The organism is Chitinophaga sp. SYP-B3965 (genome assembly GCF_009647655.1).
In the GTDB taxonomy this organism is placed as follows: Bacteria; Bacteroidota; Bacteroidia; order Chitinophagales; family Chitinophagaceae; genus Chitinophaga.
On the sequence record NZ_WJFD01000001.1, the window covers coordinates 205,214 to 219,887 of the forward strand.

General features: G+C 47.3%; 8 protein-coding genes. 2 read left to right on the top strand and 6 right to left on the bottom strand.

Annotation, left to right across the window (positions count from 1 at the left end):
- Positions 1-9: 9 nt before the first annotated feature.
- From GFS24_RS00800 to GFS24_RS00815, 4 genes are all read right to left on the bottom strand, one after another.
- On the bottom strand, positions 10-1,113 hold the full coding sequence (locus GFS24_RS00800) for a carboxylate-amine ligase (RefSeq protein WP_153657670.1): 1,104 nt from the start codon (positions 1,111-1,113) through the stop codon (positions 10-12).
- A 25-nt stretch (positions 1,114-1,138) separates the two neighbouring features.
- On the bottom strand, positions 1,139-2,083 hold the full coding sequence (locus GFS24_RS00805; protein WP_253906372.1) for a RimK family alpha-L-glutamate ligase: 945 nt from the start codon (positions 2,081-2,083) through the stop codon (positions 1,139-1,141).
- Between the two features lie 3 nt (positions 2,084-2,086).
- Entirely contained in the window at positions 2,087-2,797 is a 711-nt protein-coding gene (locus tag GFS24_RS00810; protein ID WP_153657672.1) for an esterase family protein, read from the bottom strand.
- Positions 2,798-2,899: 102 nt separating this feature from the next.
- A complete protein-coding gene (locus GFS24_RS00815) occupies positions 2,900-3,670 on the bottom strand; it encodes a DUF695 domain-containing protein (protein WP_173002926.1) in 771 nt (256 codons plus the stop codon).
- Positions 3,671-3,781: 111 nt separating this feature from the next.
- Here GFS24_RS00815 and GFS24_RS00820 point away from each other — a divergent pair, with 111 nt between their 5' ends.
- Positions 3,782-4,543, top strand: coding sequence for an esterase family protein (locus GFS24_RS00820; protein ID WP_153657674.1), 762 nt, complete (start codon positions 3,782-3,784; stop codon positions 4,541-4,543).
- Between the two features lie 57 nt (positions 4,544-4,600).
- Here GFS24_RS00820 and GFS24_RS00825 read toward each other — a convergent pair whose 3' ends face one another.
- Complete coding sequence (locus GFS24_RS00825) at positions 4,601-7,855, bottom strand: carboxypeptidase regulatory-like domain-containing protein (protein WP_153657675.1); 3,255 nt, start codon at positions 7,853-7,855, stop codon at positions 4,601-4,603.
- A 314-nt stretch (positions 7,856-8,169) separates the two neighbouring features.
- Here GFS24_RS00825 and GFS24_RS00830 point away from each other — a divergent pair, with 314 nt between their 5' ends.
- Positions 8,170-9,372 carry a bifunctional 3,4-dihydroxy-2-butanone-4-phosphate synthase/GTP cyclohydrolase II gene (locus GFS24_RS00830; protein ID WP_153657676.1) on the top strand — a complete coding sequence of 401 codons (1,203 nt, stop codon included), beginning with the start codon at positions 8,170-8,172 and terminating at the stop codon, positions 9,370-9,372.
- Between the two features lie 182 nt (positions 9,373-9,554).
- Here the strand turns inward: GFS24_RS00830 and GFS24_RS00835 are convergent, their stop codons facing one another.
- Positions 9,555-14,336: a translocation/assembly module TamB domain-containing protein gene (locus tag GFS24_RS00835; protein ID WP_153657677.1), complete on the bottom strand. Its 4,782-nt coding sequence runs from the start codon at positions 14,334-14,336 to the stop codon at positions 9,555-9,557.
- Positions 14,337-14,674 lie beyond the last annotated feature (338 nt).

A 14,674-nucleotide genomic window follows, 5' to 3' on the forward strand; every position in this document is an offset into this window, starting at 1 on the left:
ACTGCAAAATTACGCCAGAAACTGCGATTGTATGAAATCAACTACCTGCACCAGGTCATTATTTTGTTCTTCGTAGACCTTCAGTTGCTTGTCTGCCCCTGTACCCTGGGCCAGGATGCGGCCGGTACCTTCCACTACTTCGGCGCGGGAGCCGAGGTCGTTCAGTACATCGTCCACAAAGTCCAGTAATTCATAGATCAGGGCGCGGGTGTTCACTTCCATTTCCTTGCCGAAGTCTATCAGGTTTCCGTCAATACCATACCGGGAGGCGCGCCATTTGTTCTCATTCACCAACGCACGGTTGTAGATGATGAAATTGAGGTTCTGCGCGCGCAGCTTGTAGATCTTCACGCATACCGCCTGGAAAAGTGCGGCCATGGTGATGGTTTCTTCTGTGGTAAGGGGAACGTCGCAGATGCGGAACTCTACGGTGTTGAAGAAAGGATGTACGCGGAGGTCCCACCAAACTTTCTTGGCATTATCAATGCAGTTGGTCTTCACCAGCAGCTTGATATAATTATCGTATTCCTCTATGCTGGCAAAATAGTCCGGTATCCCTGTTCTCGGGAATTTGTCGAACACTTTGGTGCGGAAAGATTTGAAGCCTGTATTGCGCCCTTCCCAGAAGGGGGAGTTGGTGCTGAGGGCAAAGATATGTGGCAGGAAATAGCGGGCGCTGTTGGCGATGTGGATGGCCAGTTCGCGGCTTTCCATGCCTACGTGTACGTGCAAACCAAAAATGAGGTTGGAGCGTGCGGCATCCTGCATTTCATTCACGAGTGCAAAATAGCGGGGATGATCTGTGATGAGTTGTTTTTCCCAAAGGGAAAAAGGGTGTGTGCCGGCGGCGCCAATACTGAATCCCAGTTCACCGGCGATCTGGTGAATGGTCCTACGCAGCAGCAGAACATCTTCCCGCGCTTCTTCAATATTCGCACAGATCTGTGTGCCTACCTCTACAACAGCCTGGTGCATTTCGGCTTTTACTTTGTCTTTGATCACTTTCTGTGCCTGCTCTACGATCTTTTGTTCATGGGAGCGCAGTTCACGGGTTTGAGGATCCAGCACCATGTATTCTTCTTCTATGCCTAATGTAAATGCTGAAAAATTCATGTTGTGAATGTCGTAATTATCTTTATTAATGTTGAACAGATTTTTTAAGATAAGTTCCCCAGGTGAGATTATCTTTCCCGAATTGCTGTGCCCTGGCTCTTTCTATGGCATATTGGGCCATCGTGTTCACCACCCATTCAAAATTTTCTTCGCCTACGGAAACAACGTCCGCATCCGGTGCCGGGTTGCAGAAGTCTATGGCGTAGGGGATGCCTTCCCGTACGGCGAATTCCACCGTGTTAAAATCATAACCCAGTGCGCGGTTCAGCGCCAGTACATAATGTTCCATGGCCTGGTACAGTTTTTCCGAAGGTTGGAAATCTGCTTTATAGCGGTCTGCAGGCGGGTTGCGGGGTTCGTAGGGCATGATCCGCACGTGTTTGCCGCCGATGCAGTAACAGCGGTAATACTCTTCAAACAATATTTCTTCCTGCAATAACATCACCAGCTGCCTGGTTTGTGCGTGGATGGTAAAGAAGGCCTCTTTGCTTTCTATGCGGTACACATCTTTCCAGCCGCCGCCGGCAAAGGGTTTCATGTAAGCGGGGAAGCCGGTATAATTGAAGATGGCATCCCAGTCCATGGGGTAGCGGAGGTTGCGGAAAGAACGGGCAGTGGTATCGGGTGGTAATTCAAAAGAGGGGAGCAGTGCGGTTTTCGGTACAGGAATATCCAGGCTGAGCGCCAGTGCGTTGTTGAAGAACTTTTCGTCTGCGCTCCACCAGAAGGGATTGTTGATCACGGCGGTTCCGTCCAGTGCGGCGTTCTTCAGCCATGCGCGGTAAAAAGGAACGTCGTGGGAGATGCGGTCTATGATCACGGCATATTCTCCTGCCTGGCCCTGAAGGGCTTTATCGATCACTACAAACTCTGCGTGCATGCCCGGTTCACTGTGGCGGTTCACGCGGTCCACAAAAGCCTGGGGGAAAGTATTTTCCTGCCCAAACAAGATTCCAATCTTTTTCATCATGGATCATGGCTTTAAGAACGACAAATAATGTGGCAGCATTTCTCTCCATACCGGCCAGTCGTGCACGGTATTCGGTCTGATGTCCAGCCAGTGCTGGATCTGTTTGCCGGACAGGATGCCGGAAAATTGTTCATTCTGGGCCAGGGTCACATCTCTTTCAGCAGCGCCCAGTACAATACCCATCTTCCACAGATCAGGATGTTTATTATCCGGCATGAAATCCATGGGGTTGTTGTAATACACATTGTCGTCATAATACCCGTCTATCCTGGAACTGATATCAAACAAACCACTCATGGAGAACAGGTAAGAAACTAACTCCGGGTGCCTGAATGCAAAATTGGCGGCATGATAACCTCCGAAACTGCATCCTGCCATGGCTATACGGTGATGGCCGGTTTCTTCTATGGCACGGGGGATCACTTCATTTAGTATAACGGCGTCGTAGCACATATGGTTCAGTGCTCTTTCCGCAGGGCTGATCTGTTTGTTGTACCAGCTCATGGAATCAATGCCGTCCGGGCAATAGATCTTTACATGTCCGTTGTTCACGTACCAGGCCACGGAATCTATCAGGCCACGGTCTTTGCTTTCGTAATAACGGCCCATAGAGGTGGGGAAGAGGATGAGCGGGTAACCGCTATCTCCGAAGACCAGCATTTCGAAATCCCGGCCAATGTGTTCAGAATGCCATTTATAATAGTTTTCAGTCAAGGGATCGGGTTTTATGGTAAGGATATTTCTTGGTTGCCCCGGGGGCATAGCAGGTGATACGAATTTCATGAAAAATAATGGCTTCTCAAAGGTCCGGAAAAATTACTTTTTGACAGGGGCGGTTTCCCATCCCTTGTATTCGCCGCCGGATTCAGCGGCCTTTTTACGCAGGTATATGATCATACCACTGATGGTGGATGCATTAGGCAGCGCTGGTTTGGTGATGGTTACCAACCCGGCACGGTCTTTTTTATGCTGGCTTGTGACCTGGAAGCCTTCTTTCTTCATCTGGTCAATAAAGGCGCTGCGGTTTTTTTCATCGGAAAAGAAGAAGCTGTAATCAACCGGCCTTTCCTTTTCCAGTTTGTCTCCCTCTGCTGATAGCAGGCCCAGTACTTTCGAAACATTAAGTTGTTCCAGGATGATGTCATTCGGATACAGGAATTTCAGGTAACCCTCCCATTCCGGATCAAAACGGATATTGATGTAGGTTTTGAATTCCGGGAAATTATCCTTGTAAAAGGTTTGGAGTGAAAACCGTACATCCATGGAATCCCTGATATAGAAGTAATTCAATCTTTCACAATTATGCGTCCAGGTACCCGCGAAGGTGGTTGTACCCAGGAGGCTTACCTGGCGTACCAGCGCATCATCCATGGATTGCAGGGTTTCGATCATTTCAGGCGTAGGGAGGCCATCTTTGCATTGCGAAAAACTGACACCGGTGATCAGCACAAATCCCTGATCTTTAACCGGCGCTTTTTCTTTTAAGCTCATATTCACTAAGGTGATGCCCGGTCCTTTTTCATAGGCTGCCATATATGTTTCCCAATGATCCTCTTCCTGTGCAAAAGCAGGAACGGAAAGCAGCATGAAAAACAATTTAACTAATTTCATCATATAGGATTTCTACTTGTAAAATATTGATTTCTTCATAATCTTCTAGCATTGTTTTTGCTAACTTAGTAGTATAACCCTCATTTTATGCTTCCCAGGAAAGAATCTTTTGGACAACACTCGCTGTACCTGCAAAGGGAAGTGAGTTTCGATTGCTATCTCCCGGCCAATACCCGCGAAACGCCGCATCTGTTATTACTGAATGACGGGCAGGACCTGGCGGAAATAGGTTTTCCGGCTATGCTGGAACAATTGCAGGACACCATCCACCCGTCCTTATGGGTAGTAGCTGTACATGCAGGACCGCAGCGCCTGCAGGAATATGGTACGGCCAAACATGTGGATTACCAGGGGCGCGGCTGCAAAGCGGGGTTGTACACGCGTTTTATCCTGAAGGAATTATTACCCTTCCTGCAGCAACGTTATCACCAGGGATTTCCTGATAAAACGTTCGGCGGGTTTTCCATGGGTGGTTTATCTGCACTGGATATTGTGTGGAACAATCCCGGCCAGTTCCACAAAGCGGGGGTGTTCTCTGGTTCGCTATGGTGGCGTTCTTCCAGTGATGGTACAAAACGGATCATGCACCGCCAGATGAAAGAAGGACCATTCCATCCTGATCTGCGTTTCTTTTTTGAAGCGGGTACGGAGGATGAGGAAGCGGACAGGAATATTAACGGGAAGATAGATGCGGTAGATGATACGGAGGACCTGGTAGCGATACTGGAAGAGAAAGGGTATGAAAAGGGGAAACACATTCAATATACACTCGTTGAAGGCGGCAAACATAACCTGGATACCTGGGCCAGTGTGATGCCGGGATTTTTGGAATGGGTGGTGAATACATAACTTACATAAAAAAGGGCGTTACAATTGTAACGCCCTTTTTTTATTATGTCATATAGGTTAGAAACTATACCGGATACCCAGCTGGCCTCTCCAACGGGAAGTAAAGTTGTTGGTGAAATACGGGGTGAATTTACCATCCGTATCATTCAACCTTGTTTCATCATATTGGAAGAAAGGTCCACCTGCGTTGTTGCTGCGGAAGGTAATTGGCGTAGCTACGTTATTGGAAATAAAGTAAGTACGGCCTGCTTTATTGCTGATCAGGTTGCCGACATTCATGATATCAAAAGTGAGTTCCACTTTGTGATTTTTGATGATGGGGATAGTTTGCGCCAGTTTGAAGTCGAACACATGCTCAAACGGTGTTCTTACTGCATATTTTTCAGCGCGGCTGCCGCGGTGAGCAGAAAGGTATTTATCGTTTGTGATCAGTTCTTCAAAGTCTATACGTTGCTGTGCTTCCGTAATAATAACGGCTGAAGGGCCTGTACCTTTGGTGATAGGATCAAAACGCATGGTGGTAACTTCCGCTGCTGTTGGAATATAAAGCTGGTCGTTGTTACCGCTGCTACCTTTATCATCACCGGTAGGATCTACTGTGTTGAAGTATACCCAGCTGTAAGGAGTACCAGATTGGCCATTATAGAACAGGCTCACGGTAGTGGCAAATTTCTTATCCTTTCCGTATTTGAAAGTTTGGGAGATCACACCCAGTACACGATGGCCCATGCGGTATTTGGAATAACCAATATCCAGATCGTTCAATCCATCTGTATTGGGAGGGAAGCGCCAGTTAGAACCTGCTGTGGAAGAAGTACCGTCATTCAGGGAGTAAGATTCGCCAAAGGAGTATCCTATTTTGGCAAATAATCCATTCCTTGTGGACTTGGTGAATTCTGCAGAAAGGTTATAAGTATAACCCTTGTTGGTGTTTCCGAGTAATAGAACCTGGTCGTAAGAATTGCCACTGGCAATGGTCTTCGGAACCCAGGTGGGGCGTGTTTCTTTACCGCCAAGGGTCATAGTGCTGCCCGAAGGTACGGTGTTCAGGTTGGTCCAGATCACGTTATTAAGCGTTCTGGAATAGTTTGCTTCAAGTGTACCGACCACGCCCCATGGAAGTTGCTGATCCAGTGCGAGGTTGGTTTTGAATACCTGCGGAAACTTAAAGTCCTTATCTGTAAGGTTAATATTGGTTGGTCGTGCAGTGATGGTGCCGCCCAGCGCTGCTATGTTCTTGGCACTATACTGGCCCAGGAACGGATCGTTTTTGTCGTACCGTAACCGGAGAGCTGCCGGAACCTGTGCTGCAGCAGAAAGGTTCACACTGGTGTAAAGGTTCCCTGTGTTATTATATTGATTGGAGATCCATACAAAAGGCAAGCGGCTGGTAAAGATACCCACACCACCACGGATCTGTGTTTGTGCATTATTCCTTACATCCCAATTGAAACCAATACGGGGAGACCAGAGTAACCGGGTTTTAGGTAATGTTGCTGTAGAGTATCCCGGGAAGTCTGTAGCGAAAGCAGGATTTTCCTGTGGTTTAGTAGGGAACACCGGCATATCTACACGGAGGCCGTAAGTGAGGCGGAAGTTGTCTGTTACGTTCCACTCATCCTGACCGTAAAGGCTCAGCTGCATGGCAGAGAACTTCACACCGTCTTTAGCCAGGGAATCGTTGGTAGTATAGGTAATTTGATAGCCGGTAGGTTTTGCATTACCCAGGAAATCAGCCAGGGAGCCAAAAGTGTAATTCCCGAAAGCATTCTGCATGAAGTCGTTCTTCATGTTATAGAAATCGTTACTGGTACCAATAGTGATGGTATGTTTACCGCGATATAAGGTTACATTATCTGTAAGCGTGATGATATTCTGTTTCAGCGCATTTACCTGGGAAGAGAATTCCGCACCAAGGTTGTAACTACCATTGGAAACGTTGATCCTTACCGCAGGAAACGGATCTCCCTGGTATTGACGATTGTCTCTTACAATGTTAAGCCCTATCCGCAATTCATTACTTATTTTGTTAGAGAACAATGAGTTCAGTTCCAGTGTAGTGGAATGGGTTTTGGAAGGGAATTTGTAGTAGTTGTTATAGAAATAAGCTACGTCCCTGCTGCGGCTGGTACCACCAATATCCGAGGCGTCCACATAGCTGTGGCGCAAGGTTAATTTGTGTACGCTGTTGATATTCCAGTCGATACGGCCAAGAAAAGTAGTGGATTCTTTTTCTTTCTGCTGATTGGTATAACCACCCAGGTCAACACCAAAATTTGTGCTCACATAGTCAGACACTGATTTCAAATCTGCTACAGTAAAAGTGGTAGCGCCCGTGCTTGGATCTTCCGGGTTGAAGTCTACAGGGCTTTTACGTTTGGTCCTTTCAGCATTCAGATAGAAGAACAATTTGTTCTTGATGATAGGACCACCGATACCGATACCATATATATCATTGTTGAACTTACCATATTTGGCTTTTGCAGCATTGGGGGATTTTCCAACAAAGCTTTCATTCTGCATATAATAATAAGCAGCACCATGGAATTCATTCGCACCGCTTTTGGTGATGGCGTTGATACCACCGCCTGCAAAACCACTTTGTTTTACATCGTAAGGATTCAGTACTATCTGGAATTGATCGATGGCTTCGATAGAGATGGGATTACCACCTGCCTGACCGCCGTTAGTACCGGAAGCTGCCAGACCAAATACGTCATTGGCCATGGCGCCATCTATGGCAAACTGGTTGTAACGGTTGTTCTGGCCACCAAAGGAAATACCCAGGGGAGAACCATCACCACCATTTGAATAGCTATTGGCTTGTGTGCTTAAGCGGGCAAAATCCTGCATGCTTCTGTTCACAGAAGGCAGGTTTTCAATTTGCTGACGGGAAACGCTCACCGCAGTACCGCTGTTGTTGGGGTTGATGATACCGCCACGCTGGCCGGATATGTTCACCTCTTTTAATTGTTGTGAACCTGCTTCCAGTACAGCATCCAGTTTTCTGGAAACCCCCAGTTGGAGGTTAACATCGTTAAAGGTCTGCGGGGCGTAACCAATAAAGGTAACTTCTATCTTGTATGGTCCGCCGGCACGCATGTTAGGGATTGTATAACGGCCATCCGGCTGCGTTGTGGTTCCGTAAATACTTCCTGTGGGGAGGTGGGTAGCTTTTACTGTGGCTCCGGGTAAACCTTGTCCGTCTTTATCTTTAATTGATCCATTGAGGCTGCTGGTGGTTACCTGGGCGAAGGAGATGTTAACACCCAATACTAATAAGCATAATGTGAGTAATTTTCTAAATCCCATAACAAACGGTTTGATGATTCCTGCAAATATCAAGAAATCCGTGTTTAAAATTTTAACTGGAAATTAACAAATTGTTACAGTTTCAGGATTTCACGCAAATGTAGGATTGTATTGCGTTCCTTATGGATATAACTGCTTTTTGGTTTGAAATGTTCAGTACTGACATGATAATTTTCAATATTTCAAATTGAAAAAAGCATTATATGAGGAGTTATACACAACTTACCTTTAGGATAGCTAAACAGCCCTTCTCTTTAACTACGAATTTTAAAGCGTAACTTTGCACATCTTTTTATTTAACGAGACCATAGATTATGTTGGATACAATTGAATCCGCCATTGAGGATATAAAGAAAGGAAAACTGGTGATTGTGGTGGATGATGAAGACCGCGAGAACGAAGGGGATTTTATCACAGCCGCCCGGAACGTAACACCAGAGATCATCAATTTCATGAGCACCTTCGGCCGTGGGCTTATCTGCGCGCCCCTGGTGGAAGAACGCTGCGAGGAACTGGGGCTGGAACTGATGGTGAGGGACAATACCGCCCTGCACCAAACGCCATTTACGGTGTCCGTAGACTTACTGGGGCATGGCTGCACTACCGGTATTTCCGCCACAGACCGTTCCAAAACGGTTCAGGCGCTCATTAACCCGGACACCCGTCCGGAGGAACTGGGTAAACCGGGTCATATCTTCCCTTTACGGGCCAAACAAGGCGGTGTACTCCGCCGTACCGGTCACACGGAAGCCACGATAGATCTGGCCCGCCTGGCAGGCTTTGAGCCGGCTGGTGTACTGGTAGAGATCATGAATGAAGATGGCTCCATGGCCCGCCTGCCGGAACTCCGGGTGATTGCAAAGAAGTTTGATCTGAAGCTTATTTCTATAAAAGACCTGATCGAATACCGTCTCCGCACAGAAACGCTGATAGAAGAAGAAGTAAGGGTGCAGATGCCTACTAAATTTGGCAACTTTGAACTGGTGGCTTTCAAACAGCTTAATTCAGGGGAAATGCACATGGCCCTGAAAAAGGGTGATTGGGAATTAGGTGATCCTGTTCTCACACGGGTGCACTCCAGTTGCTTTACCGGGGATATCCTGCATTCTCTGCGCTGCGACTGCGGTGAGCAATTACAGGCTGCCATGCAAATGGTGGAAAAAGAAGGGAAAGGACTTATCCTGTATATGAACCAGGAAGGCCGCGGCATTGGCCTGATGAATAAGCTGAAAGCTTATAAATTACAGGAAGAAGGCCGGGATACGGTAGAAGCTAACCTGGAACTGGGTTTTGGTATGGATGAAAGGGATTACGGGGTGGGAGCACAGATCCTGCGTCATATGAAAGTCTCTAAGATCCGGCTGATCACTAACAATCCAAAGAAACGGGCTGGGTTAAGAGGATACGGGCTGGAAATAGTAGAGAATGTGGGGATAGAAGTGTCACCTAATCCGCATAACGAAGTGTACCTGAGAACGAAGAGAGATAAGATGGGGCATGAGATTATGAAGGGGTAAGAGGGGGATTTGTGCCAGACTTTCCTGCCATAATAGCTGAAATGAAAGATCAAAATGGCAGCGGGTGGGGGTTAGTACGGGATGGATACGGGATTGATACGGGATTGCCCCGGGATTGGTACGGGATTACTAAGGGAATAACCTTTAAATTATAAAAGGAAGTCTTTGTAAAAAGGGCTTCCTTATTTTTTATTGTTTAGGCTGTCCTGTTCCTCCCTGCGTATAGCAGCTGCCCGCCGCAGGCTGTCTCCCAGTAATCTTTGTGTTCTGCCCTGGAATAGTTCCTTCAGCACATTATATTCCCGCACATAGGAGAGTCCTAAACCACTGCGGGTACGGTTGTACAGGTAGTACGCGTCATAATCCGTTTTACTGAAGGCATTGATCCGCACCCTGCCGTCCGGGGTAAGCAGGTATTCCATTCTAAAGTCCCCTGCAATGTTCTGGGAAGAGGATGTTGTGGACACACGGCCCCAGTCATAGTCGCCACCTACATATAGCTGAATGCGGTTATTATAGAAGTTTTTAGTGATCCCTGCGCTTACGAGGTTCCGGTCAAAGGTGTTGCTTACGTTGGTGTTGAAATTGTACGCCGTATAATTCACGTTAAAACCAATACCTGCATTCTTCAGAAAAGTACTGGAGAAGTTATTCAGGATAGCGGTGGCCTGGGCACTCAGTGCCTGACCCACACTGTTTTTACCAGTGATAGCAATGTTTGCGCCGCCGCCGTCCGGTGGCTGGAACTGGCCCGCAGCCAGCAGGAAGTAGATCTGGTATAAAGCCTGATTCTGGTCCAGGTTTATTTCCTTTAGCCGGGAGGCAATGGCACTTTCATATGCCAGGGAACCTACATCGGGTAAAGTGATCTCATAATTTACATTGGGTTGCAGGAGGGAGCCGCGGAGGAAAAGGAGGATATCCACCCGTTCCGGCCGGTTCAGTTTATCCTCTTGCCTGCTGCTGCTGTTCCCGCCGTATTGCGCATCGGTAGATAAATTATAAAGGCTCACCTTTGGCAGTGAATATTTAGCGGTGATATTCAGCTTTGCTTCTGCGGGATCACCATTCCAGGTGATGGTACTGTTCTTGTCAATATCAAATTTCCAGTTGGCGAACCTTTCAAAAGAGAAGTTATAGATCCCTTTGTTGATGATGTAATTGCCGTACATGGTGAAGTCTCCATCCAGGTTCACGTTGATGGTGAGATTACCGGTACCGTTTGCAGAGATCACATCATTGGTGGTAGCGTCCAGGATCACATCTATCTCTGCGTCCGGGTTCGCTGCAATGTCCATCTTCACATTCAGTTTTATATCACTTTTCTTTTTAGGTTCTTCTGTGATGGTACCATATTGTTTGAAGCGGATGTAATCCCTTTTACCAATATCCTTGCTGTCTGAAATAGGCAGGTAGAAGTGGGTGCCGCGCAGCGGACGGGCCAGTACGCGCAGTTCCAGGTTGTTTAAAGGCCCGGTGAAATATACGCGGCCATTTGCCAGCACATCGCCATAATATAAATTGTTATCTGCTGCGCCTGTGTTGAGGAACAGGAATTTGTCCGACTGTACATCGAACTCAAAATTCATATCATAGAAGTTCTGATGACTGATAAAGCCATTCACTTTCGCAGGGTTGTTGTATTTATCATACATCGTGAAGGGATGCATTTCAATCAGGTTATCATCCATGTTATGCACATGCAGTAAAGGGATCTTGTAGTAAGTGCCCAGGTAGTTCACTTTCAGGCCAATGTTCTCCACCTTTACGGAACCGCGGAAAGAAGGTTTATCTGTTGTGCCTGTTACAGTCACTTTTCCGGTAGCTGTTCCGGAGAGATTACTTACATAGGCGCCCAGGTATTTTTCCAGCAGGCTGATGGATGCTTTGTTGAGATCTGCGGTAGCATCCAGCACCTTGTTGGAGTCAGATACACCTACGCTGCCTTTGGCCTGGAAACTGGCCAGTTCGTTATTGGAACTTACATCAAAAGTGACGAGGCCCGTGGGATTATCGTAACTGCCTTTGAGATCTACCAGGCCCAGGGAATCGTTATCTATGCGCAGCTGGCTGGCTTTCAGATCTGCGTTTATACCCAGCTTTGCAAACGGATCATCTACATTGATGGTGCCGTTGGCTAAACCTTCTATGCGGGTATCTGTAATGCCCACAGGGATCACATCTGCCAGGTTGAGGTCTTTGAGGTTGATGATAAAACGGGAGTCATCCGGGTTGTGTTCATTCGTTTGAATGGTGATGCTTTGTGCGTTCCGGGAAATGCGCAGGTTCTGCACTGTGAGGAAGTGGGTGCTCCAATATACTTCGTTACCCGGCGTCATACTCCATTGTTTGCCGTTCACGGTGAAGCTGCTGTTCAGGAAATTCACTTTCACACCATCACCTACTGTTACCACCCTGGCATAGAAGCCATCCAGCGAAGTAGTATCCTCTGCTTTGAGGTCTATTTTCACATAAGAGGTATCCCTGCCGGAACTAGCCAGGATCAGGGGATTGGTGAATATCGTACTGTCATTATATAAAACCTGTCCGATGCTGGTGCTTACGTTGATCTTGTTAAAATCTCCATTGGCTTTAAGTATCAGGTTGCGCACTCCTATATCTGTATAAGCAGCATAAGGGATGGCTGCATTTAAAGTTACCTGGCCGGAGAGGGTGTTCAGGGCGCCGGATACCTGTGTGCCATCCAGCCCTTTGATATCATTGGTAAATGCCCGCAGTAATTTATCTACTTCTCCAAATTCGAAGGAGAAGGTAAAGTCCTGCCCCGCATTGGCCATGGGGGGAGATGTAAAGAAGCTGGGGTAATATTTATTCAGGAATAATTTAAAGGCGTTGGGTAATTCCATGAAGCTGTAGGTACCCTGTACATAACCGTTCACTTCATTCCCTTTGATCCGTAATGTTTTCAGGTTGTTCTCTATGTTGGTGATCACAGAGAGGGAGTCAAATTCTACCCTGCTTTTATTTTTGAAGAGGGACACGTCGTAGAGGCGCGCGATCCCATCAAAGTTATCGATGTTGCTACCTGCAAAGTTTAGATCTGCTTTGGCCTGCAGGGTGATGGAATCATTCGTGAGGTGCAGGGCTTTGAGATCGCTGTTGCGTATTTCAGAATAGAACTTAAAGATAGGGAGGCGGCTGTTAAAATCGATGGTCCCTGCAAAGTCCATGTCCAGGTTGGGATCATTCACGGTGAGGGAGCCATTGAAGAATTTCTTATTCATTTCGCCAGCGGTTTTCAGATTCTGGTATTCATAACCTCTGAGCCCTATCTTCTGAATGTCTGCATCCACCGCAGCCTTGAGGGTCTTAAAGTTGAAACCTTCTCCTTTCACTTTGGCTGTCATGGTTACGTTGGATACGATCTCATTATCCAGCAGCATGCCCACATTGAAGTTATCCGCGGTAAGGCTTCCTGAATAGATAGGAACATCCTTGCTGGTCTTGAAGTTCAGATCCGAACTGAGGTTGCCCATATTGGTCTGGAACTTACCATAGGCTACGAAGTCATTCACGAGCCCCAGGAAAGAACCCTGGAAGGCGAGAGTGGTGATCAGGTCTGTACGAACGGCTCCTACCGTTTTAAGAACAGGAAGGAACTGCCGGAGGTCCTGCCCGCTGGTGATCAGTTCCTGCGCCGTGAAATCAATGTATGTTTCATAAATGTAGGGCAGGCCCCGCATATTCACATTGCCTTTGAAGCGGGTGTTGTTGCCGCCTTTTACATTCAGGCTGTCTGCAGAAAGCCGGCTAACGGGGCCGTCTACACGGCCGCTGATAAGTAGTTCCGTATTCCAGTCGGCGAGGGGTGGTGCAAAAAAAGCAATATCGTCTGAAGAGAGGTGTGTGTCGTGAAATCTTGCCCGCATGGTCACCGCGTTCACATAATCACTCATGTCGCTGAGGTCCTCGTACTGCATGGTGTAATAATCCTGCAGGTGACTGTTATTGGTCACGAGGTCCAGTTTGGTGAATTCCATTTCTACCGGCGACATTTTAAAACGGCTCTTGAGCTGTTTCACCTCAAACCCGCTGCGCTCTTTGGTGGAGAGTTTCAGGTCCGCATAAATGCTGTCCTTTACCAGGGTGCTGTTGGAAAGGGAGAGATTGATCTCTCCGAAGCGGATATGAGAAGGGTCAAATTCTCCGGGGGAGGAGGGAATGGAGTCCGAGAGGTTGTCCACGCCCAACAGGCCGTCATTTATGTTCAGTGATCTTACGATCAGTTTCCAGTTATCTGCATTCCAGCGGAGGGGCACCGGTTTCAGTGTGTCTATGGGTACGCGGGGTGTTTGTACCAGGCTCGTCCTTTTCTTCCTTAGAGGGGAAGCAGGGTAGCTGCTCACAATGAAAATGGGTTTATCCAGCAGTAATTGATTGATGAGTACGTCGTGTGCGCGGAGGTCCAGCCGTTCGGCATCCAGGTAGATGCGATCGGCTGCTACCCGCATGTCTTCTCCCACCCATTTGTCTATGATATTAAAGCTCACCTTGCGGAGGTCTACTTTCTTGAGGTCCAGGGAGATACCGGATTTTTTGGTGGTTTTAGGCTGGGGAGAGGGGCTGCCGCCGAATTCGTCTATGATGAACTGGTAGTTCCAGAGGGAATCATTCCGGGGGCGGATCAGGTTGATCTTTGCATTTTCCAGGCCCACGAATTTGAGGATGGGTTTTTCCTGGATGAAGAACCAGTCTGTGATCCTTACCTGCAGGGCCCCGGCATACAGCAGGGTATCTTTATGATGATCTTCAATGAAAATACCTTCCAGGCGCATGCTGTTAAACAGCCGGAAGTTGACGTGATCGATCTCCACCCTTGTGTTCAACTGTTTGGAAATCCGCTGCGCAACCTGCTGTACAAGCACGTTCTGTACTGCAGGAATGTTGATAAGGATGCTGACCAATAACAAGATACCCAGCAGGGTCAGCAGGGTAATGGTCAATATTTTACGTGCTTTTCTCAGTGAACTCCGATTTATCCGACAAAAGTAGTCATTCGCAAAATGTTTGCCAATTGAATATGGCGCTTGAGAAGCGTTTTACGTAGTTATGCGGTTGCAGTGTAGCCAATACCGTGAGTATTCCTGCCGGGTGTTGCAAATATCCCTGACCCTCCTAAAGCCCTCTTGTGTGTCTTCTCTACGAAAAGTCCGTGTCATGCCATTGTCAGTAGGGAGTAATAGGTATGGTGTAATATTAACGTTTGCTGATACAATCATGTTTGTTATGCGCGTTGCATTAACATTTGATAATGTTAATATTATATAATTGAATGGCTGTC